The 25,695-nt window shown below is 57.8% G+C and carries 25 protein-coding genes; 11 read left to right on the forward strand and 14 right to left on the reverse strand.

From position 1 onward, the window contains the following. The first annotated feature begins 27 nt into the window (after nucleotides 1-27). Genes prfA through kdsA form a run of 5 tightly spaced genes read left to right on the forward strand, consistent with a single transcriptional unit; the run spans nucleotide 28 to nucleotide 4,036 of the window. Nucleotides 28-1,110 (forward strand): peptide chain release factor 1, encoded by a 1,083-nt coding sequence (gene prfA, locus FT726_RS11360; RefSeq protein WP_058780680.1) that lies wholly within the window; start codon nucleotides 28-30, stop codon nucleotides 1,108-1,110. Next, nucleotides 1,110-1,940 (forward strand): peptide chain release factor N(5)-glutamine methyltransferase, encoded by an 831-nt coding sequence (gene prmC / locus FT726_RS11365; protein ID WP_058774566.1) that lies wholly within the window; start codon nucleotides 1,110-1,112, stop codon nucleotides 1,938-1,940. Before prfA ends, prmC begins: the two co-directional genes overlap by 1 nt. 9 nt (nucleotides 1,941-1,949) lie before the next feature. Beyond that, nucleotides 1,950-2,348, forward strand: coding sequence for a SirB2 family protein (locus tag FT726_RS11370; protein WP_288421823.1), 399 nt, complete (start codon nucleotides 1,950-1,952; stop codon nucleotides 2,346-2,348). Next, nucleotides 2,345-3,154: an invasion regulator SirB1 gene (sirB1, locus tag FT726_RS11375; RefSeq protein ID WP_021509943.1), complete on the forward strand. Its 810-nt coding sequence runs from the start codon at nucleotides 2,345-2,347 to the stop codon at nucleotides 3,152-3,154. The genes FT726_RS11370 and sirB1 overlap by 4 nt, the downstream gene beginning before the upstream one ends. A gap of 27 nt (nucleotides 3,155-3,181) precedes the next feature. Beyond that, entirely contained in the window at nucleotides 3,182-4,036 is an 855-nt protein-coding gene (gene kdsA / locus FT726_RS11380; protein ID WP_021509944.1) for a 3-deoxy-8-phosphooctulonate synthase, read from the forward strand. Between the two features lie 299 nt (nucleotides 4,037-4,335). On the opposite strand, the gene FT726_RS11385 is transcribed toward kdsA, so the two are convergent. After that, nucleotides 4,336-5,025 carry a hypothetical protein gene (locus FT726_RS11385; RefSeq protein ID WP_021312832.1) on the reverse strand — a complete coding sequence of 230 codons (690 nt, stop codon included), beginning with the start codon at nucleotides 5,023-5,025 and terminating at the stop codon, nucleotides 4,336-4,338. 692 nt (nucleotides 5,026-5,717) lie between these two features. Next, nucleotides 5,718-6,809, reverse strand: a complete 1,092-nt coding sequence (gene chaA, locus FT726_RS11390) for a sodium-potassium/proton antiporter ChaA (protein ID WP_021508693.1) — start codon at nucleotides 6,807-6,809, stop codon at nucleotides 5,718-5,720. 369 nt (nucleotides 6,810-7,178) lie between these two features. Between chaA and chaB the strand changes: the two genes are divergently transcribed. Beyond that, nucleotides 7,179-7,409 (forward strand): putative cation transport regulator ChaB, encoded by a 231-nt coding sequence (gene chaB, locus FT726_RS11395; protein ID WP_021313035.1) that lies wholly within the window; start codon nucleotides 7,179-7,181, stop codon nucleotides 7,407-7,409. A 238-nt stretch (nucleotides 7,410-7,647) separates the two neighbouring features. After that, nucleotides 7,648-8,319: a gamma-glutamylcyclotransferase gene (locus FT726_RS11400; protein WP_021508695.1), complete on the forward strand. Its 672-nt coding sequence runs from the start codon at nucleotides 7,648-7,650 to the stop codon at nucleotides 8,317-8,319. A 2-nt stretch (nucleotides 8,320-8,321) separates the two neighbouring features. Here FT726_RS11400 and FT726_RS11405 read toward each other — a convergent pair whose 3' ends face one another. The 9 genes from FT726_RS11405 to FT726_RS11445 form a co-directional block, all read right to left on the reverse strand. After that, nucleotides 8,322-9,731 carry a serine/threonine-protein kinase gene (locus tag FT726_RS11405; RefSeq protein ID WP_346302819.1) on the reverse strand — a complete coding sequence of 470 codons (1,410 nt, stop codon included), beginning with the start codon at nucleotides 9,729-9,731 and terminating at the stop codon, nucleotides 8,322-8,324. 66 nt (nucleotides 9,732-9,797) lie between these two features. Then, entirely contained in the window at nucleotides 9,798-10,748 is a 951-nt protein-coding gene (locus tag FT726_RS11410; RefSeq protein WP_058757494.1) for a hypothetical protein, read from the reverse strand. Between the two features lie 14 nt (nucleotides 10,749-10,762). Continuing rightward, nucleotides 10,763-11,539: a PP2C family serine/threonine-protein phosphatase gene (locus tag FT726_RS11415; RefSeq protein ID WP_288421827.1), complete on the reverse strand. Its 777-nt coding sequence runs from the start codon at nucleotides 11,537-11,539 to the stop codon at nucleotides 10,763-10,765. Then, the gene (gene tagH / locus FT726_RS11420; protein WP_346302820.1) at nucleotides 11,536-12,666 is read right to left on the reverse strand and encodes a type VI secretion system-associated FHA domain protein TagH; all 1,131 of its coding nucleotides are present in this window, start codon (nucleotides 12,664-12,666) and stop codon (nucleotides 11,536-11,538) included. The genes FT726_RS11415 and tagH overlap by 4 nt, the downstream gene beginning before the upstream one ends. Nucleotides 12,667-12,699: 33 nt before the next feature. After that, entirely contained in the window at nucleotides 12,700-13,398 is a 699-nt protein-coding gene (tagF, locus tag FT726_RS11425) for a type VI secretion system-associated protein TagF (RefSeq protein WP_058771215.1), read from the reverse strand. 13 nt (nucleotides 13,399-13,411) lie between these two features. Continuing rightward, nucleotides 13,412-15,526 carry a type VI secretion system membrane subunit TssM gene (gene tssM / locus FT726_RS11430; RefSeq protein WP_346302821.1) on the reverse strand — a complete coding sequence of 705 codons (2,115 nt, stop codon included), beginning with the start codon at nucleotides 15,524-15,526 and terminating at the stop codon, nucleotides 13,412-13,414. Further along, complete coding sequence (icmH, locus tag FT726_RS11435; RefSeq protein WP_058780675.1) at nucleotides 15,526-16,737, reverse strand: type IVB secretion system protein IcmH/DotU; 1,212 nt, start codon at nucleotides 16,735-16,737, stop codon at nucleotides 15,526-15,528. Before icmH ends, tssM begins: the two co-directional genes overlap by 1 nt. An 85-nt stretch (nucleotides 16,738-16,822) precedes the next feature. Then, nucleotides 16,823-17,314 (reverse strand): hypothetical protein, encoded by a 492-nt coding sequence (locus tag FT726_RS11440; RefSeq protein ID WP_021509952.1) that lies wholly within the window; start codon nucleotides 17,312-17,314, stop codon nucleotides 16,823-16,825. A 179-nt stretch (nucleotides 17,315-17,493) separates the two neighbouring features. Next, entirely contained in the window at nucleotides 17,494-17,799 is a 306-nt protein-coding gene (locus FT726_RS11445) for a hypothetical protein (RefSeq protein WP_288423881.1), read from the reverse strand. A 156-nt stretch (nucleotides 17,800-17,955) separates the two neighbouring features. Between FT726_RS11445 and flhB the strand changes: the two genes are divergently transcribed. The 3 genes from flhB to FT726_RS11460 are packed head-to-tail and all read left to right on the forward strand — an operon-like array spanning nucleotide 17,956 to nucleotide 21,594. Further along, a complete protein-coding gene (gene flhB / locus FT726_RS11450; protein ID WP_021509953.1) occupies nucleotides 17,956-19,107 on the forward strand; it encodes a flagellar biosynthesis protein FlhB in 1,152 nt (383 codons plus the stop codon). After that, the gene (flhA, locus tag FT726_RS11455) at nucleotides 19,100-21,187 is read left to right on the forward strand and encodes a flagellar biosynthesis protein FlhA (RefSeq protein WP_125310400.1); all 2,088 of its coding nucleotides are present in this window, start codon (nucleotides 19,100-19,102) and stop codon (nucleotides 21,185-21,187) included. Before flhB ends, flhA begins: the two co-directional genes overlap by 8 nt. Beyond that, a complete protein-coding gene (locus FT726_RS11460) occupies nucleotides 21,187-21,594 on the forward strand; it encodes a flagellar protein FlhE (RefSeq protein WP_288423875.1) in 408 nt (135 codons plus the stop codon). Before flhA ends, FT726_RS11460 begins: the two co-directional genes overlap by 1 nt. Before the next feature lie 50 nt (nucleotides 21,595-21,644). Here FT726_RS11460 and argS read toward each other — a convergent pair whose 3' ends face one another. Beyond that, nucleotides 21,645-23,375, reverse strand: coding sequence for an arginine--tRNA ligase (argS, locus tag FT726_RS11465; protein ID WP_241798679.1), 1,731 nt, complete (start codon nucleotides 23,373-23,375; stop codon nucleotides 21,645-21,647). A 166-nt stretch (nucleotides 23,376-23,541) separates the two neighbouring features. Beyond that, nucleotides 23,542-23,664, reverse strand: a complete 123-nt coding sequence (locus FT726_RS11470) for a hypothetical protein (protein ID WP_007889544.1) — start codon at nucleotides 23,662-23,664, stop codon at nucleotides 23,542-23,544. Between the two features lie 313 nt (nucleotides 23,665-23,977). Between FT726_RS11470 and FT726_RS11475 the strand changes: the two genes are divergently transcribed. Beyond that, nucleotides 23,978-24,538, forward strand: coding sequence for a VOC family protein (locus tag FT726_RS11475; protein ID WP_058774574.1), 561 nt, complete (start codon nucleotides 23,978-23,980; stop codon nucleotides 24,536-24,538). On the opposite strand, the gene FT726_RS11480 is transcribed toward FT726_RS11475, so the two are convergent. After that, nucleotides 24,535-25,674, reverse strand: a complete 1,140-nt coding sequence (locus FT726_RS11480) for a MalY/PatB family protein (RefSeq protein ID WP_150057871.1) — start codon at nucleotides 25,672-25,674, stop codon at nucleotides 24,535-24,537. The genes FT726_RS11475 and FT726_RS11480 overlap by 4 nt on opposite strands. Nucleotides 25,675-25,695: the final 21 nt, after the last annotated feature.

Raw genomic sequence — 25,695 nt, forward strand, 5'->3', positions numbered from 1 at the left:
ACCTATCACTGGGATACCCTCTATTAGATGAAGAGCTCGATTGTTGCCAAGCTGGAAGCGCTGCAGGAACGCCATGAAGAAGTTGAAGCGTTACTGGGCGATGCCGGCGTAATTGGCGATCAGGACCGTTTCCGCGCGTTATCACGTGAATATGCCCAGCTGAGCGACGTCACCCGTTGTTTCCGCGAATGGCAGCAGGTGCAGGAAGATGTCGAAACGGCTGAAATGCTGCTCGACGATGCGGAAATGCGCGACATGGCGCAGGAAGAGTTAAAGCTGTCGCGCGACAAGCGCGAGGTGCTGGAACAGCAGCTTCAGGTGCTGCTGCTGCCGAAAGATCCCGACGATGAACGTCCGTGTTTTATCGAAGTGCGTGCCGGTACCGGTGGCGACGAAGCGGCGATTTTCGCCGGCGATCTGTTCCGCATGTACAGTCGCTATGCCGAAGCGCGTCGCTGGCAGGTGGAGATCATGAGCGCCAACGATGGCGAGCATGGCGGCTACAAAGAAGTCATTGCGCGTATCACCGGTGATGGCGCCTATGGCCGCATGAAGTTTGAATCCGGCGGCCATCGCGTGCAGCGCGTGCCGGAAACCGAATCGCAGGGGCGCATTCACACCTCCGCCTGTACCGTGGCGGTGATGCCGGAGCTGCCGGAAGCCGAACTGCCGGACATCAATCCGGGCGATCTGAAAATTGATACCTTCCGCTCTTCCGGCGCGGGCGGTCAGCACGTTAACACCACCGATTCGGCGATCCGTATCACCCACCTGCCAACCGGCATCGTGGTGGAGTGCCAGGATGAGCGCTCGCAGCACAAAAACAAAGCCAAAGCGCTGGCGGTGCTGGGCGCACGTATTCACGCGGCGGAAATGGCGAAGCGCCAGGCGGCGGAAGCCTCAACGCGGCGTAACCTGCTGGGCAGCGGCGACCGTTCCGACCGAATCCGTACCTATAACTTCCCGCAGGGGCGCGTCACCGATCACCGCATTAACCTGACGCTCTACCGCCTCGACGAAACCATGGAAGGCAAGCTGGATACGCTGATCGAGCCGATTGTGCAGGAGTATCAGGCTGACCAGCTGGCCGCACTGGCCGGGCAGGAGTGATGAACGTCCGGCGCTGGCTGCAGCAGGCGCAGGCTGCGTTGTGCGGAGGCGATAGCCCGAAGCGCGACGCGGAGATTCTGCTGGGTTTTGTCACCGGCAAGTCGCGCAGCTGGCTGGTTGCGTTTGATGACAGCCCGCTCGATGATGCGCAACTGGCGCAGCTGGAGACGTTACTGGCACGCCGCGTGCGCGGTGAGCCGATTGCGCATCTGGTGGGCGAACGCGAGTTCTGGTCGCTGCCGCTACGCGTCAGTGATGCCACGCTGATTCCGCGTCCGGATACCGAAGTGCTGGTGGAGCAGGCGCTGCTGCGGCTGCCCGCGACGCCCTCCGCGGTGCTCGATCTCGGCACCGGTACCGGCGCCATTGCGCTGGCGCTGGCCAGCGAGCGGCCCGATTGTCAGATTACCGGCTGCGACCGCATCGCCGCTGCGGTTGCGCTGGCGCAGGACAACGCCCAGCGCCTGCACCTCACCAACGCCGGATTTGTGCTCAGCCACTGGTTCGACGATCTGCCCGCCCAACGTTTCGATCTGATTGTCAGCAATCCGCCTTACATTGATGCCGCCGATGAACATCTGCAGCAGGGCGACGTGCGTTTTGAGCCGCTCAGCGCGCTGGTGGCGGAGGAGGCCGGGCTGGCCGATTTACGATTAATCATTGAACGCGCGCCGCACTGGTTGCAGCCGCAGGGTTGGCTGCTGCTGGAACACGGCTGGCAGCAGGGCGAGGCTGTACGCGCGCTGCTGACCCATCACGGTTTCCTGGCGGTCACCACCGTTGAGGATTACGGCGGCAATCCGCGCGTCACGCTTGGACAACTTACTTAAGGAAGCACTATGGCCAGCTGGTATCCGCTGATAAAAAATTTCCATCTGCTGACAGTCGCGATCACCATCACGCTGTTTCTGCTGCGTTTTTACTGGCTGACCACCGGATCTGCCCTGCTGCAGCGCCGCTGGGTGCGCATTGCGCCGCACGTCAACGATACATTCCTGCTGCTCAGCGGTGCACTGCTGGTGCAGATTACCCACTTTTATCCGTTTACCCCACAAGGAAGCTGGCTGACGGAGAAGCTGTTAGCGGTTATCATCTACATCGCCTTAGGTTCCGTGGCATTGAGTCGTCGCCCGCGCAGCATGGCGACCCGCTGGGTCGCCTGTTTAGTCGCCGTGGTCGCATTATTGCTGGTGATTAAACTGGCGATGACCAAAATGCCGTTATTGGGGATAGTATGACCTCGCCAGTGCAACTTGATTACAGTGAAACACCGTTAAGTGAAGCGGTGATCGGCGCGACCTGCGCCATACGTAATGATTTTTCCGCGCCTTCCGTCCAGCAGCAGCTGGCTGACCTGGTTGAAGAGGCGCGGCGCTATGTCAGTAGCGAACAGGATGCGGATCTGCAGCTGGAGAAGCTGCTCGATCTGTTTTACCAGCAGTGGGGCTTTGGCGGTGCCAGCGGCGTCTACAATCTGTCAGACGCGCTGTGGATCGATAAAGTGCTGAAGAGCCGGCAGGGGACGGCGGTATCGCTCGGCGTGATTCTGCTGCACATTGCGGATGAGCTAGAGCTGCCGCTGATGCCGGTGATTTTCCCGACGCAGCTTATTCTGCGTGCCGACTGGCTCGACGGTGAAATGTGGCTGATCAATCCGTTTAACGGTGAAACGCTCGACACCCATACGCTGGAAGTGTGGCTGAAGGGCAATATCAGCCCGACGGCAAAGCTCTATTCTGACGACCTCGATGAAGCGAAAACCGTCAGCGTGATGCGCAAAATGCTCGACACGCTGAAAGCGGCGCTGATGGATGAGAAGCAGATGGAGCTGGCGCTCAACGTCAGCCAGGTGCTGCTGCAAATCGACCCGGACGATCCCTATGAGATTCGCGACCGCGGTTTGATTTACGCCCAGCTGGAGTGTGAGCATATCGCACTGACCGATTTGACCTATTTCGTTGAACAGTGTCCTGAAGACCCAGTCAGCGAGATGATTAAAGTGCAGATCCACGCAATTGAACAGAAACAGGTGACGCTGCACTAAGCGTCCCCCGACATTTAAGGAAAGGGCATGACACAGAAAGTAGTGAGTATCGGCGATATCAAGGTCGCAAACGATCTGCCATTTGTTCTCTTCGGCGGCATGAACGTGCTGGAATCCCAGGATCTCGCCATGCGCATCTGCGAACATTACGTGAAGGTAACCGACAAGCTCGGCATTCCGTATGTGTTCAAAGCCTCTTTTGACAAAGCCAACCGCTCTTCCATCAAGTCTTACCGTGGTCCCGGCCTTGACGAAGGCATGAAAATTTTCCAGGCGCTGAAGCAGGCGTTCGGCGTGAAAATTATCACTGACGTGCACGAAAGCTGGCAGGCGCAGCCGGTTGCCGACGTGGTGGATGTGATTCAGCTGCCGGCCTTCCTGGCGCGTCAGACCGATCTGGTGGAAGCGATGGCGAAAACCGGTGCCGTGATTAACGTGAAGAAGCCGCAGTTCGTCAGCCCAGGCCAGATGGGCAATATCGTCGATAAGTTTGCCGAAGGCGGCAACGACAAGGTGATTCTGTGCGATCGCGGCAGCAACTTCGGGTATGACAACCTGGTGGTTGATATGCTCGGTTTCAACGTGATGAAGAAAGTCACTAACAACAGCCCGGTGATTTTTGACGTCACCCATGCGCTGCAGACGCGCGATCCGTTTGGCGCGGCCTCTGGCGGTCGTCGTGCGCAGGTTGCCGAACTGGCGCGTGCGGGCATGGCGGTAGGCATCGCCGGTCTGTTCATCGAAGCGCACCCGGAACCGAACAGCGCCAAATGCGACGGCCCGTCCGCGCTGCCGCTCGATAAGCTGGAACCGTTCCTGGCGCAGATGAAAGCGATTGACGATCTGGTTAAAAGCTTCCCGGAGCTGGATACCAGTAACTGATTTGTCATAGCAACAGCAAAGGCACCCGCGGGTGCCTTTGTAATAGAATGGTAAATTCTGTCGCAGGCGCTTAACAACGAAGGGATTACATAAAGTATCAACTGAAATTGACCGTTAAAACCATCTAAAATATTTCACGTAGATAGCACCCATGACAATGACCCAGAGTAGGGTCAACAACAGCCCATAATGAGGGAAAAGCGCTGTCAAAAGTATTCCACCTGCTACCGCCGCAATCACCGGTATTAGTGAAAAAAAAGACTGACTTAACCATGCATAGAACCAGGAAAAGATTCGTTTCATTTTGTCAGTAACCGTTCTACTAATGCCAATATTTGCTCATCATTTGTTGAGCCGGATTTGTTTAAGTAAATAATTTTAGACATTTCAGGTTCTATGAGATAATAAAGCATTTCTAATTTCTGTTGATACAGATCGAAATAATACTCCGGATCCGCAAATTTCAAATGCTGAGCTGCTGTTGCAGCGATTTGTATTTTCCCATAAAATTTTAAAACTGTGACACTATAAAGCGAAGTCCGGTCAATCACATCAACCAGCGAGCTCTTAAAAACTTTAGATTCGGTAACTATGCGCGCGATAAGAAATGAAATGGTGAGTTTTGAAGCTTTACCGCTTGTATAATTAGCCGCCTTTTCAGCAAGTTGGCGCACCAGATTTTGAACATTATGTTCACTGAGACGCGCAAGTTTTTTTCTAAAGTAGATTTCAACCATATCAAGGATGACATCATGTCGTGAAAAAACCTGTGGCAGAGCTGAAAACATACGAACATCTTCACTTCTCAGTCGTTTACATACATCTTTGTAATCATCAAAAACGCAGGAACTATACCAGCTAGCTCTTTCAATTCCCGAGGCAACTGTAGTACTGGCGGTTCGCGTTTCTTCACGCAGTTGCGCCAGTGCTTTTTCAAAATTGAGTGCAATTGTACGATCAGCCTGAAGCTTCAATTTCAGATACGACATGGTTAATCATCCCTTACTGTAGAAATCCTTAAGAAACGATTATATACTCATCACATCTTGTTGCAAGGAGCATGCATGGAAATGAAACGGATACTATTACTAATTGTCTTAACATTAGGCTACGCAATTGTTATTCCTGAGATCATTTTCAGATTCCTTTCCGAATCATCGTATATGCTGTTAGGTAAATTAGTGAACCCTTTTCATGTTTTTTTATCGACCATTGATGCGTTGATTATCGCAACTATTTTATTATCTGCTTTTCTCTCATGGTTAACATTAAAGCTGATAGCGTCCATCGCTAAGCGGTAAAGTTTTAATGTTCAAGCAGCATTTTGATACGGTGTCGGGGCTGAAAGGAAGGTAAGTCAATTGACGTATGGGTTATTTACAAGCAATCATAAATAATCACTGGCAGCCAGAGTGCATGCAGTGAACATTTTAACTTCTTCGGGTAAACAGAAAATTAGCAATAAACTATTCGATTTAAGGCTTAATTTTTAGCAAATAGCTGGCAGGGCCAGATGTGCTAACGGCTGTTATTAAGCCGTAAAGATATCTCTATCCAGGTGCGCATAAATGCGCACCCTACATTGTACGGTCGCCGTTCATGACGACCGATTCACCTGATGCACATGAATGCGCACCCTGCGCTGTAGGGTCGCCATTCATGGCGACCACTTCATTTAACATCACAGCATAATTGTCAGCAGATAGCCGGCAAACAGGGCCAGATGCGCTGCGCCGTTGAGCACGTTGGTGCGGCCAGTGGAGAACGAGATGTGGCACAGAATCAGCACCGCGCTCATCACCACCATATGCGGCGGCTCAAGGCCGAAAATCAATTGCTGACCGGTCAGGGTGGCGATAATGGTCACCGTCGGCACCGTCAATGAAATGGTGGCCAGCACCGAACCGAAAAACAGGTTCATCGCGCGCTGCACCTGATTCATCAGCACCGCCTTGATTGCGCCCAGACCTTCCGGCGACAGAATCAGCAGCGCGACGAGGAAACCGGTAAACTGCTCCGGCGCGTTCATTTCAGTGAGCAGCATTTCCAGCGAGTTGGCGTTCATCTTCGTCACGCTGATCACCGCGATCAGATGCACAATCAGCCACGCGGTGTGCCACAGCGAGCTGTGCGCGGAAGGTTTGCCGTGATGCGGGTCGCCATCATCGCTCTCGTCTTCATGCTCGTAAACAAACAGGCTCTGGTGGGTTTTGGTCTGAATCAGCAGGAACACGCCGTACATCGCCGCAGAGATCGCCGCAATGATCAGCGCCTGCGCGGTGGTGAAATTGCCGCCGGGCAGGGCATTAGGAAACACCAGCACCAGAATCGCCAGCGGGAAAATGGCGATCATGTACTGCTTCACGCCGGCCAGGTTAACGTACTGGGTGGCAAATTTACGCCCGCCTAGCAGCAGGGCACAGCCCACCAGTCCGGCGGTAACGATCATGATGATGGAGTAGAGCGTATCGCGCATCAGCGCGGGCGCTGCATCGCCGGTCGCCATCAGCGCCGAAATCAGGCTCACTTCCAGAATTACCACTGACAGGCTGAGGATCAGCGAGCCGTAAGGTTCACCTAACCGGTGCGCCAGAACGTCGGCGTGACGTACTACGCTGAAGGCGCTGCTTAAAATCGCCACCAGCGCCAGCAGATTGATGCCGATTACCGGCAGAAGCGCTGTCTGGCCGCCAAAAAAGCTCAGCACCGCCAGCGCCAGAATCGGGAAAATCAGCGAATACTCGCTGTGTCGGGTCTTCTCATGTCCAGCCATGCGCCATCCTCTTCGGCAAAAAGAACAAAAACAGGCAATTGCTGCCTGATAAATATAGTGACTCATCTGACGAAGCGCAGTGTAACTTTTCACCACTGCTCACGCAGATTTTTTACGCGTTTTTACTTTTTGTCATTTTTACCTGAACGAAGTGAAATTAGCGCTAATCAGCGAATTAACCCTTTTCATCAGCAGGTTAAGAGTGCGTGTTTCTCATCTATCCTGCATGAAAGGAGTAAGAACAGAACTGAATCATCTGGCCTTATCCTCACTACCCGCCTTATTTGCTGGCAGAAGTATGAAATAGCAGGTTTGCGTTTTTGCCGTTCTCTTCCAGACTTATACAGGGAACCTGAAACAGGAGGAACTATGCCTTATTCATCGAACCGGGAACTGCCGGACAGCGTGCGCCACGTGCTGCCGGGCCATGCGCAAACCATCTACCAAAAGGCGTTTAACAGCGCCTGGGATCAGTATAAAGATGAAGACGATCGTCGCGGTGATGAATCGCGCGAGCAGGTGGCACACAAAGTCGCCTGGGCGGCGGTCAAAAAAGAGTACGCCAAAGGCGAGGACGACAAGTGGCATCCTAAACACTAGCTCCCGCGCGGGCCACTGCGGCCCGCTTCACACTTCTCCGCGCTTCGTTCAAGAATCCTGCCAGGCAGCCGATGCTATTTACAGATAATTTCCCCTTTGTGATCGGGGTCAATCTTGAAACGTTTATGGCAAATGCATTACTGTCTTGTCTTAAGTCGACGCCGCGGGCGCCGCCTGTAAAATCGCAGATTCAGGGAGCCATAACGACAGGAAGGTCAGCGCAGTAGAGGAGATCGCAGTGTTAACCCGGGAATTCTTACTAAAAGCGGATTGCAAAACTTCATTTGGTGATATTGACGAAGCGCTGCTGTGGAGCTGTGAGAAGCGCGCCGCGTCGCTCTGCGCCACACTTGCCTGTCGTCCCGATCAAAGCCCGGTGTGGATCTTCGGCTACGGTTCCCTGATGTGGAACCCGGTCTTTGAAGCGGAAGAGGTGGCGACCGGACGGCTTGAGGGCTGGCACCGTGCTTTTTGCCTGCGGCTGACCGCCGGACGCGGCACCGTTGCCGCACCGGGACGGATGCTGGCGCTGAAAGAGGGCGGTTCTACCAGCGGTCTGGCGTTTCGCCTGCCGGAAGCGCGCCTGCATGAAGAGCTTGAGCTGCTGTGGAAACGGGAAATGATCACCGGCTGCTATCTGCCCACCTGGTGTGAACTGACGCTGGAGGATGGCCGCACGGTTACGGCGCTGGTGTTTATCATGGATCCGCGTCATCCGCTGTATGAAGCCGACTCCTGCCGCAGCACCATTGCTCCGCTGATCGCTCAGGCCAGTGGTCCGCTTGGCAGCAACGCGCAGTATCTGTTCTCGCTGGAACAGGAGCTGGGCAAACGCGGCATGCAGGAAGAGGCGTTAACGCGCCTTGCGGCCGAAGTGCGCGCGCTGCAGCAGAGCGCCGCGCGCGGCTAACCTCAATTACCCGGATTAATCAGCCAGGTGCCCGGCTGGTTAATCGTCAGCATCTGGCTGCGCACCTGGCTGCCGTGATGCACTTCAATACGATAGCTGCCTGCCGCCAGATTCAGTGAGGCGAAACCGCTGCTGGCGGGTTTCACATCCTTCGCTTCACCGTTCAGCACGATATTTTCCCCTGCCTGCAACTGCAGATAAACCGTCGCCATGGTTGGTGCGCTGCTGGCGGGCGCGCTGCCCGCTGATGGGGTCGCCGCCGGGGCGCTGCTGGCCGCCACCGGCGGTGCGTCGCTCGGGCGATTGGCTTTCCACACTACGACCATCACGGCAAGCAACGCCACGGCAGCGGCAGCGAGCAGGGCGGGCGACAGACGGCGCACATTGCGTGGCGTCACCGGTTCAATCGCGGCGGCAGCATGATTAACCGCCATTACCTGCGGTTCCGGCACGGCCGCTACCGACTCGGGCGCGGACTGGCTCTCCACCGGGAAGGTCGTCACCAGCGCTTCGACATCGCTCACCGGCAGATCGATCAGCCGGGCAAAAGCATCAATACTCTGTGGCCGGTCTTCCGGCCTCATCGCCAGCGCGCAGTCGATCGCGTGCAGCAGCGGCAGCGAATACCCCTCAGGCTTGCGCTCCACCAGCGGCTGGTAGTTATCTTCAATGCAGCGCACCACGCTGACCGGCGGCGCGTGGCCGGTGATCAGCGTATGCAGCACCGCGCCCAGCGCGTAGATATCGGTCCACGGTCCCTGTTCGACTTCTCCCTCTTCGCTGTACTGCTCAATCGGCGCGAAGCCCGGCTTGAGCATGATCTCGGTTTCATCCGACAGGTTGCCAATCTCTTTGCGCGCCGAGCCAAAGTCGAGCAGCACCGGCAGCTGATTTTCCTGAATCTGAATGTTATCGAGCGAAATATCACGATGCAGGTAACCGGCGGTGTGAATGGTGTTGATGGCACCAAACAGCGGCGGTAACAGACGGCGAATCCACGCTTCGTCAATGCTGTCCGGGCTGGTGAGCTGCCACTCTTTCAGCGTCATGCCGCTGTAATAGAGCGTGCCCATGTAAGCCGTGCCGTTCTCTTCCCAGAAGCGCAGGACGTGCAGCAGACCGGGATGATTGAAACGCGCCAGCAGCCGTGCCTCCTGAATAAAGCTGTTGCGTCCGGCATTAAACAGTTTCTGGAAGCGCTCGCCGCGCAGTTCCAGCGCCAGATCCGCACCGCGTACCGCCAGCGACACCGGCATGTACTCTTTGATGGCGATGGTGCGTTCCAGCTGATGATCCCAGGCGCGATAGACAATGCCAAAGCCGCCGCCGCCGATCACTTCCTTGATTTCAAACTCGTTAAACCGGTAGCCCGCAGGCAGGGCATTGGGGGTATGATTTTCGTTTGCCGACATAGTGAGCTCTCTGAACACGTCCTGTAGCGCCCCGTCACGCCGGTGACGGCGGGCAACAACCGCTAATTAATTAATGTTACGCCAGGCACCAATTGCCGGATCGGCCAGATCGGCGTGCAGGGTGTCAATCAGTAACACAGTCACTTTTTGCTGTGGCATAAACTGCGGCGACCAGATGCCGCGTAAGCTATCAACCCGCGATTTCACCGCTTCGCTATCCGTGCCGGTGTTTTTATCCATTTTAATCAGCAGCGTGCCGCTGAAACGCCAGACGTGCTGCTGAGCATCAAACGGCAGCACCAGCCAGCTATCACTGGCATCGGGCCGCGTGACAATCATGCGCTGTTTGTTCACCGCTACCACCTCCAGCGGCGTGCGGGTCAGCGTAAGATCGGCGATGGGATAACCCTGCAGGAAGGTTACCGTCTGGCTGCGCGTTTTGCCGTCACTCAGCAGCGTCATCGCCGCCGGACCTTCCAGCCAGCCCTCGGTTGAGCAATGCTGCTGCGGGTTCTCAGGGATAAACAGCGAACCGCCGTTTTCATCCCACCAGGTACGGAAATGGCAGCCGCCGGGCAGGGCGAAGTGCTGCAGCGGCGTGCTGTCGGCCGGACGCGATAAATCCAGCGGCGCTGCGGTATTGGCGCTGGCGCTGGCGGTCGCGTCATTAAGGATGATTGGCCGCCAGTTCTGCAGTTTTGCCGCGCTGCCGTTAGCCAGCACGCTGCCCTCTTTGCTGGTCATCTGCCAGGGGATCTCATCCAGCAGGCCGCACTGGTTCGCCAGCAGCGTACCGACGCGCGGCAGGAAGCTGGTAAGAATGCTGGTGTCGCTACTTTTACCGGACACGATGCGCAGCGGCAGCGTCTCTTTACACCAGTCGTCGGGCGCATTACTGGCAACGTTATCGATATAGACTTCCAGCGACAGGCTGGGCGAGTAGACCACCCGGTAATCTTCCGCCTGCGCATTCAGGGCCAGTAACAGGGCGGCAACGCCCGGCAACCACAGTTTCATAATGATCCTTGCAATCAATAACGTGACGGCAGAAAACGTGCCGCATCAGCCTGGGAATAAAGCAGCGTCGCGTCCTGCGGTTCGCCAATCCAGATTGCCAGAGCGCTGAGATTGTCGCTTTTAACACTGCGGTTTACGGCCTGTTCCATCAATGCCAGCCACTCTTCGCAGGCGTTTACCATGCGCAGTGCCTGTTCCATTTCGTCGGTGGTGAGGTTGAGCCAGAAGCCGTCGGTACAGACCAGAAATGCGTCACCATCGGTCAGCTCAATCACCTCGCTGAAGGTGGCCGGTCGGGCCGGCTCAATACCCAGCGCATTATAAAGTAAATTACTGTTAATGCCGGTATTTTCATAGCCGGCTTCGCGCAGCTGCTGCGCCAGACTGTGGTCACGCGTCACCTGATGCAGCACCCCGTGGCGGAAGTGATAAACCCGGCTATCACCGGCGTGCGCCCACCATGCGCGCTGCGTTGTGCGGTCAATAAACAGGGCGGCAAGGGTGGTGCTCATGCGCGAAAAATTCGGATTGTTCCCCTGGGCGCTGACCAGCGTTTGCTGACACTTTTCTATCGCCGCGCATGTACTCTCCGGCGTGAACGTTTCACTTTGCTGCAGCTGCGTCAACAGGGTATCGCGCACCAGCTGGGCCGCATAATCGCCGCCGGGCAGACCAGCCACGCCGTCGCACACCAGAAAACAGGCTTTCTGTTCATCGACTTCGGCACCGGTGCGATCCTGGTTTTCGTCACGCATACCCTGCTGGCAGCGGCTGGCAAACTTCATCTTCATGCGTCTTCGGTCCGCGTCTGGGAATCTTTGTACTGATTCACTTCCATGTCGTAGGCATGCAGAAAGGCTTCACCAAACAGGGTGTGGAAGTCATCTTCAATCTCGCCCGCAGTGCGCTGATAGTGACGGAGAAAATAGTCCCACAGCGCCGCTTTACGTCCGCCGCTGAACGGCATCTTAGGCAGCACGCCGTCTTTGCGCGCTTCCTCTTCCAGACGCTGCGGATTAAACGACTGCAGCATCGCGGCAATGATGGCGCGAATGCCGGCAATCATCCCCAGCTGATGCGCCTGTAAATCCACCAGCGCATCGCGCACCGCTGCTTCCGGTGGCATAAAGCCAGGCATCTGGCTCTGGTACATCTGCATCAGCACGGTTTTGCCGGAAGGCAGAATTTTAAACGGGTTATTGGCTTCGTTAAGGATCATCGTCATGTCGGCTTTCACGCCGCGCTTGAGGATGGAGCGCGAAGAGAGCAGGGCAACCGTACCCTGCGAAAACAGGCTGAGCATACGGCCGGTGACGCGCATCTGCTCTTCGGTGATCGGCGTCTGGTGACCATTATTCAGGCCCATACCTTCCAGCAGCGCGGCGATCAGTTTGTCCTGATCGGCGCCCGGCAGCACGGCTGGCACTACGGGCGCATCGCTTTGCGGATCGATCGCCAGGCGTGCGTCCGGGCGGCGTTCGTGACGCGGACTGTCACTCTGCGGCAGGACTTCCGGTACCGGCACGCTTTCGTCCTGCTGCATACCCAGCGGATCGGCGGCGCTGTCAGCAAAAAACGCCAGTGGATCATCCTGCGGTGCGTTCTGACACGCCGGGTCACACACTTCAAGGCCATATTCGCCAATCTGCAGCGTATCGCCGTGGCGCAGCCGCACCTGCGAGCCGCGCTGTAGCGCCACGCCGTTCAGCACCACTGAAGTGACGCTGCCCTGGTTGGTCAGGCGGCACTCGCCGTCTGGCGACAGGTGCACCAGCGCCTGCAGGCGCGAGATAGCGCGCGATTCGTCGGGCAGCACCAGATCGTTATCCTGGCTGCGGCCGATGGTCCCGCCGGGCGGGCTAAACGCGACGGTTTTGGCGGGCACATCCGTATTGCACTGCACAATGGTAAATTGCATGAGTCATCCCGTTAACAAGGCAAGCGCACTGGCCTACTCAAACATCGGTGGATAGAGGCCATTACGTCCCGGCTGGGCACCCGCCGCCGGGTTAAACAATAACGAAAAAAGTTGCGCGGTGAGCGGGCCACTGTGTTTATGCGTGGCGTGGGCAAAGCCGTCACTGCGATTACTCCACCAGTAGCTAATGTGCTGTTGGGGATCAAAACGATCGGCCACTTCACGCCAGCTCAGGGTGCAGGGCAAATCGTCAAAACCAATCACATCCATGATGTCGCTGCGCTGCTTATCCGGCAGCAGCAGCGGAGCCAGCTGCTGAATCTGCGTCTCCAGCGCGTCCGGGCTGTGGCGATCGCGCACCGCCTGCCACAGCAGCGCGCCGAGTTCCTGATACCAGTCGCCGGAGATCGCCAGTTGTGAAGCATGCCACGCGCTGAGCGGAATGCTGTGCAGCGCCAGCAGCGGCCACGCACGGCCAACGCGATCGCAAGAGGGCAGCAGACAGCCCAACTGCACCTGCTGGCGCAGCGGCGATAGCGGCAGGACAAAATTCCATACCGGCGCGCGTAAAAACTGTTGCGTACTGGCCTCTTCCTGCTGATGCCAGTGGATTAAGCCTTGTTGAAACCAGTGGCTCCACGGCGTCACCGTGGCTTCACTGAGCCGCTGGCGCAGAAAATCACCGGTGGCCGGTAATTTGCCATACCAGCCCGGCGCGGTGTAACTCGCCATGGTTACCTCACCATTACTCACTGTGTCCGGTCAATCGCTGCGATACGGTGTGTGGCGCAACCGCCAGCATACGGCCATTCTGACCGGCATTTTTCAGATTTTCCGCAAGCTTACGCATCATCAGCGCATTGTCGCGCGCATAAGGTGACGATTGAATCTGCTGATCGAGCAGCTGGCTAAGGTGCCAGTCAAGCTGCTGCAGATCGCGCGCGCTGACATTGTCCGGCAGCGTGCGCTGCAGATTTTGCATCAGCCAGCCGCGCAGAAATTCGCCGTCATAGTTACGCGGCTGATACAGCATCTGATAAGCGCGCAGCGCATTGCGGCTGTAGTCATTGTCGGTGCCGGGATCGTCACGCAGCAGGTTGGTAATTTGCTGGGCCACGCGCGGCAGCAGTAAAGACTTAAGCGCATTTTGATAAAGCACCCATGCGGCATCGCTCACCTGGTTACCGCGATACAGTCCAGCGCGCATGGTAAGCGGTGGATTGTCGAGAGAAAAATGCGCCGACAGCGGCAGTTTCACCAGGTTATTTAAGAAGGGTAGCAGATCAAAAATATTATCGGCTGGCTGATGAATAACCTGCTGACTTTGCGCGGTAATCGGCCCGATACGCGCCGCGACCTGATCGAGATAACGCTGGTTCTGCACGTAGCTGGTGAGCCATAAACCGGAGAGCAGCACCAGCGCGCCGGTGAGCGCGCCGTAACCGATCCAGTGCAGCAGCCGGTTACGATACTCCCAGTGGCGGTTGCTGCCGGCGAGGCCGCTTTCGCGGAACACCAGGTCGCTTAACAGGTCGCGAATAAAGAAGCTCTGGCCTTTGGTACCCGGAATCGGATTGCTGCGGTTAACGCTGTCCCACGCGGCAAGGCTCGACTCGCCGGTGTGTGGCAGCTGTAGCTTACGATTGAGTTCGCCCATGATGCGGTCAAACGGCAGACCTTCCTGGGTACCGCTGGTGAAGAACAGGCCGCGCGCCGACCAGGCAATCTCATCCTGATGGCGGGAAAATACCACGTCGAGATATTCGTTGAGTAACGGACGCAGCGAACTGAACTCCTGCGGGAACAGAAAGCTGTCGGCGCGCTGGGTGAGATCGCGCTCGCCGGCCATCACGTCGGCCAGCTGCTGCTGCAGACGCTGCTCCAGCTGCTGAAAGCGCTCGCTAAAGCTGCGGTGCCAGTCATCTTTGTGCGGCTTGCCCGGTTCCCACGGGAAGGTGAAGCCCCAGATGGCATCGCGCTGCGGCTTACTCAGGTTGCCGTAAAAGCTCATAAACCCTTTCAGCAGGTCGGTTTTGGTGACCATCACATACACCGGGAAGTGAATGCCGGTTTGCTGATGCAGCTCAACCATGCGGCTGCGCAGCGCGCTGGCCTGGGCGTGACGTGCCTCAGCGGAGTCGGTCAGCAGGTCGGCCACGCTGATGGTCATGATCACGCCGTTGATCGGCTGGCGCGTGCGGTAGCGCTTTAGCAATTTAATGAAGTTATGCCACTCGGCACCGTCGCGCGCGCGCTGGCTCTCCTGCAGTGCGTAACGGCCCGCGGTGTCGATTAAGACTGCGCTGTCGGTGAACCACCAGTCGCAGTGACGCGTGCCGCCGACGCCGCGTACCGCCTCTTTGCCGAGGCTGTCGGTTAACGGAAACTCCAGGCCAGCATTCAGCAGCGCGGTGGTTTTACCGGCGCCGGGCGCGCCTATCATCACGTACCACGGCAACTGATACAGATAGTTACTCTGAAAACGCGCCAGCCAGCTTTTCTGATGCCGGCGACCAAACTGGGTGCGTTTCAGCCGCAGCGCCGCTTCGCTGAAGCGCTGGGTCAGCAGCGTCTCGGTCGCCTGGCGATCGGACGCTTCTTCGTGGCTCATTTCCTGCAGGCGATTGAGCAGTTTGCTGTTAAACCAGCCGCGCCAGATGGCGGGAATAAACTGGAACAGCACCCAGCAGAAATAGAGCAGACCTACCGCCAGCTGGCGCGGGAATACCGGCTCCAGTGGACGGGTATCGCCCCAGCTCCACAGCGGACCGAGCATCCACAGCACGCAGCTCAGCGCCGTAACGCCAATCAGGCCCCACAGCAGGCGATGGGTTAACAGATGTTGGAGTGATGCGCGCATCACTGGCCTCCCTGATGATTGCCGAGGGTTTCCGGTGCCGCAAACAGGGTGATCTCCACCCGGCGATTGCGGGCGCGGTTTTCATTGCTGTCGTTGGGTAAGAGCGGATTGCTGTCGCCACGGCCTTCGGCTTTAACGCTGTGACCGTCCGCCAGCTGCGTATTCAGCAGTTGCGTAACGGCACGGGCACGAGCGAAGGAGAATTCATAGCTGGAGGCGAAACGGCCATCCACCGGACGATTATCGGTATAGACCGATACCAGCACCGTGCCTTTTACCGTCTTCATCGCGCTGGCCACGTGCGCCAGCAGCGCGCGGCCAACCTGGTTTACCACCGTACCGTCCGGCGCAAACAGCTTGTCCGCAGGGATGATCACTTTGCTGCCAAAGGCACCATCGCTCACTTCCAGCTGGCCTGCGGCAATCACGTCGTTAAGCCGCTGATGCAGATCGAGCAGCGCCTGCGGTGAGGTGGGGCGGCGGCCCGGCATGATTTGCGGCAGCGGGGTCTGATAGATGGCGCGCAGCAGCGGTTCGGCCGCATTGCCCAACCGCCAGTTGAGTCCGCTGTAGATCAGACAGGCAATCAGCGTAGCCAGCGTGACGCAGGCCCACAATGGCACCATCGGTCGCGTCAGGGTGCTGACCAGCGGATGTACTTCCACCAGCGGCGCGCGCGGTGGTGTCGCCGGGCGGGTTTCCGTAATCAGCTGCGCCAGCCGTTTACGGATGCCTTCACACTGTGCGCGTCCGCTGTCGCTGCCGCGATAGCGCCCTTCGTAGCCCAGCAGCAGGCAGTAGTGAATCACTTCCAGCAGCCATAAATGCTGCTGCGGGCTTTGCGACACGCGCGACAGTAGCTGGAACACTTTTTCGCCGCCCCAGCTTTCGTTATGAAAGGTCACCAGCATGCCGTTGCCGGACCAGACGCCGCGCGTGCCCCAGGGGGTTTGCGCCGCCGCTTCGTCCAGCACGCTACACAGGCAGTAGCGTGCACCGATGATCATCTCAAACGGTAAACCCGCCTGCTTGCAGCGTTGCTCGAACTGGCGGATCTCTTCAATCAGCAGCTGACGCAGGCCGGCGGGATCGTCGTGCGTCGCCGCCTGCCGTATACGCACGACGGCATTCAGAATCGGGGCTGCGGCATTCAGCAAAAGGTTATCGTTGCCCGCGACAATGCCATCGCGGGCAAGGGAGTCCTGAGTCATTAAATCTCGATTATCCTGGCAATAACGGAACGGTTAGCCCGCAAAGCAGCGGTGTGCTGCGGGCAATATGCGCCGGATTGCATCATCAGTCTAAGATCCAGGTCGCGGTATCATTGGTGCGGCATGCTTTACTGGCGCCGCCCACGGCCACGCAGACCTGTTTAGTACGACGGGGACGCGGCCGGTCGCTGCGCAGCGTGGCATCATAGCGGCTGCTCTCCACGCCAGCTTTGGGGGGCACGTAGCCAATCAGCTGACCGCTGGGTTCTTCTGCAATCGCCAGCCAGTTGTGCTCGACGCGACCCAGCACCTCAAAGGTTTGGGCGTTATCCAGATAACGGACCACTTTGCCGCCGTAATCCGGCAGGGTCATCACAGAGGCGGCATACAGCGCGCGAAAGCTCTCATTCACCGGGGTAAATTCACCGGGTGCTGCCACTGCATGACGATGAACCAGTTTTACGCCGTTCACTTCGCTGGTGACCAGGGTGTCATCCGTCACGGGCGGTGGAGGCGCTTTACATCCCGCCAGCGTTAAAGCCGCCAGCAGCGTTAGCAAGAGACTCTTATTCACCATGATCCTCAAATTTTCATCAGTGTCGCTGCAGAGTTGTATCCGGCACGCACTCAGCGGGCGGGCAGATTATGCAGTGAGAAGGCCACTAAAAAACAGTCAAATTACAGAAAGATAGTGCTGACTTAAGTCTACCTAAGACTTTTGAGAATTCAAACCATTGCACCGCGGCAAATCCCGTGCTACCGGGCGAAAAAACGCCTTAACGGCACGCTGCGATCGTTCTGGCTGGGACGATAGATAAGCTGCATTAATTTATTTGCGTAAGCAAGCGCGGCTGGTGTGCGGCGCGACATTTGCCCCCTGATGGTGCTTAGGGGAATTGGTAAATAAGATTTATCTATTTTTTCAGATAAAAAAAGATTGCGCGGCGAAACAATTTTATGATTTTCGGAATTTCCGGGCGCAGCCGTGTCATTAACCCAGCCAGTCCGGCACGGCTTTTGCTTGGCTGCGCCACTTAACCCGTATTGCGCAGCAAAGGTCACGGAACCGTTCGCTGGTGATTGGCCCGCACCAGGTTAGCGCAGGTCCTGATTTCACTTATGGCTAAATAAACCCATCTTTTTCTCGCTTAATCCGCGCTTTAGACCCGAAGGGTTTTGGCATCCTATGCTCAGAATTCCTGCCAGCTGAGGTATGTCGTGGCTGAAGAGAGCAACGAGGACAAAACAGAATCGCCCACCCCCCACCGACTTGAGAAAGCACGGCAGGAGGGGCAGATTCCGCGTTCGCGCGAGCTGACTTCGGTACTGATGCTGCTGGCCGGGCTGCTGATCATCTGGCTGGGCGGCCACAATATGGCGCAACGGCTGGCCAGCATGGTGGCCACCGGCTTCCGCTTTGACCACGGCATGGTCAACGACGATAAAATTATCGTCTCGCACATCGGCAACCTGGTGATGCAGGCGGTGATCGCGCTGCTGCCGCTGATGGCCGGGCTGGTGATCGTTGCCATCGCCGCGCCGATGATTCTGGGCGGAATCAACATCAGCGGAAAATCCATCAAATTCGATTTCAAAAAGCTCAACCCGTTACCGGGCATTGCGCGCATGTTCTCCGGTCAGACGTGGGCGGAACTGGTGAAGGCGATCCTCAAAGCGGTGCTGGTTGCGCTGGTGGCTGGCTGGTATCTGTGGAGTCACTGGCAGGAGATGCTGCGCCTGATGAGCGAATCGCCGGTGAATGCGCTGCAGCATGGCCTGTCGATGACCGCCATCAGCTGCGCGCTGGTGATGCTGGGACTAATCCCGATGGTTGGCTTTGACGTGTTCTGGCAGCTCTACAGCTACTTCAAAAAGCTGCGCATGACGCGCCAGGAAATTCGCGATGAACACAAGCAGAACGAAGGCGACCCGCACGTTAAAGGGCGTATCCGCCAGGCGATGCGTGCCGCTGCCCGCCGCCGCATGATGGCCGACGTGCCGAAGGCGGACGTCATCGTGACTAACCCGACGCACTACTCGGTGGCGCTGCAGTATCAGGAAGGCAAGATGAGCGCGCCGAAAGTGATTGCCAAAGGCGCCGGTGACATTGCCCTGCGCATTCGGGAAATCGCTAAAGAGCATCGCGTACCGATTCTGGAAGCACCGCCGCTGGCGCGTGCGCTCTATCGTCATACGGAAATTGGCCAGTTTATTCCCGGCGCGCTCTATGCCGCCGTGGCCGAAGTGCTGGCGTGGGTCTGGCAGCTGCGACGCTGGAAGCGTGAAGGCGGCCTGATTCCAAACAAACCAAAACATCTGCCGGTCCCGGCAGAGATGGACTTTGCAGGAGAGAACACCAACCATGGCTAATCTGGCCGAAAAGCTGCGTTTACCGGGCAATTTTAAAGACACGCAATGGCAGGTGCTGGCTGGTCCGGTGCTGATCATGCTGATCCTGTCAATGATGGTATTGCCGCTGCCGGCGTTCATCCTTGACCTGCTGTTTACCTTCAACATTGCGCTGTCCATCATGGTGCTGCTGGTGGCAATGTTCACCCAGCGCACGCTGGAATTCGCTGCCTTCCCGACCATTTTGCTGTTTTCAACGCTGCTGCGTCTGGCGCTGAACGTCGCCTCAACGCGTATCATCCTGCTCGAAGGGCATACGGGGGCTGATGCCGCCGGGCGTGTGGTTGAAGCCTTTGGTCACTTCCTCGTGGGCGGTAATTTCGCCATTGGTATCGTGGTATTCATCATCCTCGTGATCATCAACTTCATGGTCATCACCAAAGGTGCCGGACGTATCGCCGAAGTGGGCGCGCGTTTCGTGCTGGATGGTATGCCCGGCAAGCAGATGGCGATCGATGCCGATTTGAACGCTGGCCTGATTGGTGAAGACGAAGCCAAACGCCGGCGCGCCGAGGTGACCCAGGAAGCGGATTTCTACGGCTCGATGGACGGTGCCAGTAAGTTTGTGCGCGGCGACGCCATCGCCGGCATCCTGATCATGGTGATCAACGTGATCGGTGGTCTGCTGGTGGGCGTGGTGCAGCACGGTATGGATCTCGGCCATGCCGGGGAAACCTATACGCTGCTGACCATCGGTGACGGCCTGGTGGCGCAGATCCCGGCGCTGGTGATCTCTACCGCTGCCGGTGTCATCGTTACCCGCGTCAGCACCGATCAGGACGTCGGCGAACAGATGGTGGGCCAGCTGTTTAACAATCCGCGCGTGCTGATGCTGAGCGCCGGCGTGATTGGCCTGCTGGGCCTGGTGCCCGGCATGCCGAACTTTGTGTTCCTGCTGTTCACCGCGGCGCTGCTCGGCCTGGCCTGGTGGCTGCGCGGCCGCGAAATGCAGCCGAAGAAGCAAAGTGAAGCCTCCAGCGTGGTGAAAACGCAGGAGACGCCGGCCACGGTCGAAGCCTCGTGGACCGACGTCCAGCTGGAAGATTCGCTTGGCATGGAAGTGGGCTATCGCCTGATTCCGATGGTCGATCATCTGCAAAACGGCGAGCTGCTCGGGCGTATCCGCAGTATCCGTAAAAAGGTGGCGCAGGAGGTCGGCTTCCTGCCGCCGGTGGTGCACATTCGTGACAACATGGAGCTGCCGCCGGCGCGTTATCGCATCCTGATGAAGGGCGTGGAGATTGGCAGCGGCGATGCTTATCCGGGACGCTGGATGGCGATCAACCCGGGCACGGCGGCGGGCACGCTGCCGGGTGAAGCGACGGTTGACCCGGCGTTTGGCCTCGCGGCCATCTGGATCGACAGCGCGCTGAAAGAGCAGGCACAGATTCAGGGCTACACCGTAGTGGAAGCCAGTACCGTGGTGGCGACCCACCTTAATCACCTGATCGGCCAGTACGCCAGCGAGCTGTTTGGGCGTCAGGAAGCGCAGCAGCTGCTGGACCGCGTCACCCAGGAGATGCCAAAGCTGACGGAAGATCTGGTGCCGGGCGTGATCACCCTGACCACGCTGCACAAAGTGCTGCAAAATCTGCTGACCGAGCGCGTTTCGATCCGCGACATGCGCACCATTATCGAAACGCTGGCCGAACATGCCCCGGTGCAGAACGATCCGCAGGAACTGACCAGCGTGGTGCGCGTCGCGCTGGGCCGCGCGATTACCCAGCAGTGGTTCCCGGGCAACGGCGAAGTGCAGGTCATTGGACTGGATGCCACACTGGAACGTCTGCTATTGCAGGCGCTGCAGGGTGGTGGCGGTCTGGAACCGGGTCTTGCCGATCGACTGCTGATGCAGGCGCAGGCCGCGCTGCAGCAGCAGGAGATGACCGGTGCGCCGCCGGTGCTGCTGGTTAACCATCCGCTGCGGGCGCTGCTGGCGCGCTTCCTGCGCCGCAACCTGCCGCAGCTGGTGGTGCTGTCCAATATGGAGCTGACCGATAACCGGCAAATCCGCATGACTGCAACCATAGGCGGCAAATAATGCGCGGCGTGACGCTCTCATGGCTGCTGGCGGCGCTGCTGGCGCTGCCGCTAACGGGCCAGGCCGCCAGCGGCGCGTGGCAGGCCAGCGCCAGCGGCCCGAGCCTTGGCGTGCGCGGCAACTGGCTGCTGTCGCCGGCGCTTAAAGCGCCCTCGGCGGCTGCAGGGACTATTTCGCTGGTGAACTGGCGCTACACGCTGAGCCGACCGGCGCCATCCGGTCTGGTGGTGCGGCTGTGCGCCAGTCAGCGCTGCGTGGAGCTGGACGGCGCCAGTGGCAGCACGCGCGGCCTCGCCAACGTGGCAGCCGATGAAACGCTGCATCTGGCTTTCGGATTTCAGGGGCAGGGCGCGTTGCCGCCCGGCCTGCGGGTGGTGAGCAGTGAAGTGATGGTCAATTACCAATAGCAAATCGCCAATAGCCAATAAAAAACCCGCCGCAGCGGGTTTTTTTAAGCTTACATTCGCTCGACGGTTTTGATGCCCAGCGTATCCAGCCCCTGCTTCAGGGTTTTCGCCGTCAGCGCCGCCAGCTGCAGGCGGCTGTTGCGTACGTTTTCCTCTTCGGCGGAGAGAATCGGGCAGTGCTCATAGAAGCCCGAGAACAGACCGGCCAGATCGTACAGATAAGCACACATCACGTGCGGGGTGCCATCGCGCGCGACCTGGGTGATCGTCTCTTCAAACTGCAGCAGACGGGTCGCCAGCAGCGCTTCGCGCTCGTCAGTCAGGATGATATCACCGTGCAGGCTGTCTGCCTCAATGCCCGCTTTACGGAATACCGAGAGCACACGCGTGTAGGCATACTGCATGTACGGCGCGGTGTTGCCTTCAAACGCCAGCATGTTGTCCCAGTCAAAGATGTAATCGGTGGTGCGGCTTTTCGACAGGTCGGCGTATTTCACCGCGCCAATGCCGACCACTTCCGCCAGTTCTTTCAGCTCTGCCGCGCTCATCTCCGGATTTTTCTCGCTCACCAGCGCATGGGCGCGCTCAACGGCTTCATCCAGCAGATCGGAGAGTTTGATGGTGCCACCGCTGCGCGTCTTGAACGGACGGCCATCTTTGCCCAGCATCATGCCGAACGCATGGTGCTCCAGCGGCACTGACTCCGGCACATAGCCCGCTTTGCGCACGATGGTCCACGCCTGCTGCAGATGCTGATGCTGGCGGGAATCGATGTAGTACAGCACGCGATCGGCATGCAGCGTTTCATAGCGATATTTGGCGCAGGCGATATCGGTGGTGGTGTAGAGATAGCCGCCATCCTTCTTCTGGATGATCACGCCCATCGGTTCACCTTCCTTGTTTTTGAACTCATCAAGGAAAACCACGGTGGCGCCTTCGCTGGTCACCGCCAGCCCTTTTTCGCGCAGATCGGTGACGATGCCCGGCAGCATGTCGTTATACAGGCTTTCACCCATCACATCCTTACGCGTCAGGGTGACGTTAAGGCGGTCATACACCTGCTGGTTCTGACTCATGGTGATATCCACCAGCTTCTTCCACATGGCGCGGCAATATTCGTCGCCACCCTGCAGTTTCACCACGTAACCGCGGGCGCGCTCGGCGAAGGCTTCGTCTTCGTCATAGGTGCGTTTCGCTTCGCGGTAGAAGGCTTCCAGATCAGCCAGCGCGATATCTTCATGATGCTCGTTCTGCTGCTTCTCCAGATAGGCGATCAGCATGCCAAACTGTGTGCCCCAGTCACCGACGTGGTTAGCGCGGATGACGTGATGGCCGAGGAACTCCTGGGTGCGCACTGCGGCATCACCGATGATGGTGGATCGCACGTGACCGACATGCATCTCTTTCGCCACGTTGGGCGCCGAGTAGTCAATTACGATAGTCTGAGGTGTCACTTCGCTGACGCCCAGGCGTGGCAGCTGCAGCGCCTGCGCGGCCTGCTGTGCCAGCCACTGGCGGTCGAGGAAGATGTTGATAAAGCCGGGACCGGCGATGTCGACTTTGCTGGCGATGCCAGCCAGATCCAGATGCTGAACTACCTGCTCAGCCAGCTGGCGCGGCACCTGACCGAGCTTTTTCGCCACGGCCATGATACCGTTCGCCTGGTAATCGCCGAACTGCACTTTTGCAGACTGACGAACCTGCGGTTCGCAATCGGCCGGTGCGCCTGCCGCCACCATCGCCTGACTGACTTTATCGGAAAGAAGAGCCTGAATATTCACCGCGTTACCTTCATATGCTGAAAAGGCCCGCCAGCTGAGGGCGAGCCGATGTCGTCATCCCGCGTGCGTGTCGGGACGGAAAAAATAAGAGGGGAAGTATACGTGAAATGTTGGGGTGCGTCAGCAATCGGTTATGGCTGCCGTTGGACGCAGGCCCGCGCGCCGGTTAACGGCGGCGCGGGTGGCGACGGGGATTTTTAACGCTTTTGTCTTCACGCACCTTCCAGTGGCGGGAAATTGCAAATCCCATCAAGGCTATCAGGACCGCGACAACAATGAGCATAGACATAGGGCCATTCCTTGTAGTTGTGAAACCCAAATTTATAAGAAAGGGTCAGCTACTGCAATTGATTGACGGGTAAATAAGAGTTATCTCATTGTATTAACTATTGTTAATAATAACAGTTGGTTAAGGCGCTTTTATAAAGTAACGTGTGGACCTGATTACGCGATTAATCCGAAAGAGAGGGGCGATTTATGCGGTTTTTGAAGGTTTTTGGCGTGAAATCGGATGAATCCGAGCATTTTGTCAAGCGAAAGCTGCGGCAGCCCTGTTTTTTTATTGATTAAAAGATCTGAACTGAGTTTGAGGTATTTAACGTATGAATCTGGATTTTCCTTCAGAACTGAGTGACTTAAAACAAGACCTGTCCCGATTTGAACAGGCTTTGCAACACTTTGCGGCACGCCTCGGTCTTGACCTCACGCAGCATGAGGCGGACCACGTGGCGGTGCGCTGTCACCAGTTCGCCACGGCAGAACGCTGGAAAGCCGGGTTACTGCAAATCGGCGATCAGTTTTCCGAAGCGATGATTAATGGACGGCCGATCTGCCTGTTTAAGCTGCATCAGCCGCTGCGGATCGCGGGCTGGCAGGTGGATGTGATCGAGCTGCCGTGGCCCGGTGAGAAGCTGTATCGCCATGAAGGCTGGGAGCATGTGGAAATTGTATTGCGCGGCGAGCCGGAAACGCTGGGCATGCGTGCGATGGCGTTGCTGGCAGACGAGGCGCTGACGCAGCCGGGCATCGCGTTTAAAACCAGCACGCCGCAGGGCGAAAATGAACGTTTGCCCAATCCGACCTTAGCGGTGACGGACGGGCAAACTACCATCAAGTTTCATCCGTGGCGGCTGGAGGAGATCGTTGCCAGCGAACAGGCCTAGCGCCGCGCTGCCACCGCCTGCTGCAGGCGCGATACCGCCTGCTGCAGGGTGGCGTGCGTGCAGCCAAAGTTGAAGCGCACGAAGCGATCGTCGCCGAAATCACGGCCCGGCGAGAAACCGAGACCGTGTTTTTCGAAATACAGCGCCGGGCTGGCGACATCCAGCTGGCTGGCGTCAATCCAGCCGAGGTAGCTGGCCTCTGGCGCGACCATGCTGAGTTCCGGCAGCGCATTCACCTGCTGCACCAGCCAGTCACGATTGGTGCGCAGGTAAACCAGCTGGTCCGCCAGCCATGCATCACCGCCGCGCCATGCGGCTTCCGCTGCTACCAGCGCCAGAATATCCACACCCGGTACGATGCCTTCACGCACCTGCTTAAAGCGTTTCCGCAGTTCGGGATGAGGGATAATGGCCATGGACGCACCCAGCCCGGCGATGTTGAAGGTTTTAGACGGCGAAATCAGGGTAATGCTGCGCTGGGCGGCATCTTCGCTCAGCGAGGCAAACGGAATGTGCTGTACGCCGGGCGTTAACAGCAGGTCACAATGGATTTCATCGGAGCACACCAGCAAATCGTGGCGTTGGGCAAAGGCCAGCTGCGCCTCCAGCTCATCACGGCGGTAGACGGTGCCGCCCGGATTCTGCGGATTGCACAGCATGAGCAGGCGCTCGTTGCCCTGCATCTGGCTGTCATCCAGCTGCATCACCCAGCGATCCTGCTGCAATTGCAATGGCAGATTGACCTGAGCGCGCTGCGCCAGCCGCGCCGCCGCGCGAAACGGCGGATAAATTGGCGTCGGTGCCACGGTGCTCTGCGACGACTCGGTAAATGCCCGGACCGATAAATTCAGTCCGCTTACCACGCCCGGCAGCAACACAATCCATTCCGGCTCAATCTGCCAGCCATAGCGCTGGGCTAAGCGGGAAATAGTGATATCAATCAAACCGTGCGGCGTCGCGCCGTAGCCGAATACACCGTGATCAGCACGCTGTTTAATGGCCTCAATGATGCACGGCGGCGAGCGAAAATCGGTGTCGGCAACCCACAAAGGCAACACATCGCGATCACCATATTTGTGCCATTTCAAACTATCGCTGTGACGACGGTCTATCCCTTGATCAAAATCGAATGCCATAGTGCGCTTTCCACGTAAACT

Origin of the sequence: Pantoea sp. Morm, from assembly GCF_016643525.1 — a bacterium.
GTDB lineage: Bacteria > Pseudomonadota > Gammaproteobacteria > Enterobacterales > Enterobacteriaceae > Pantoea > Pantoea dispersa.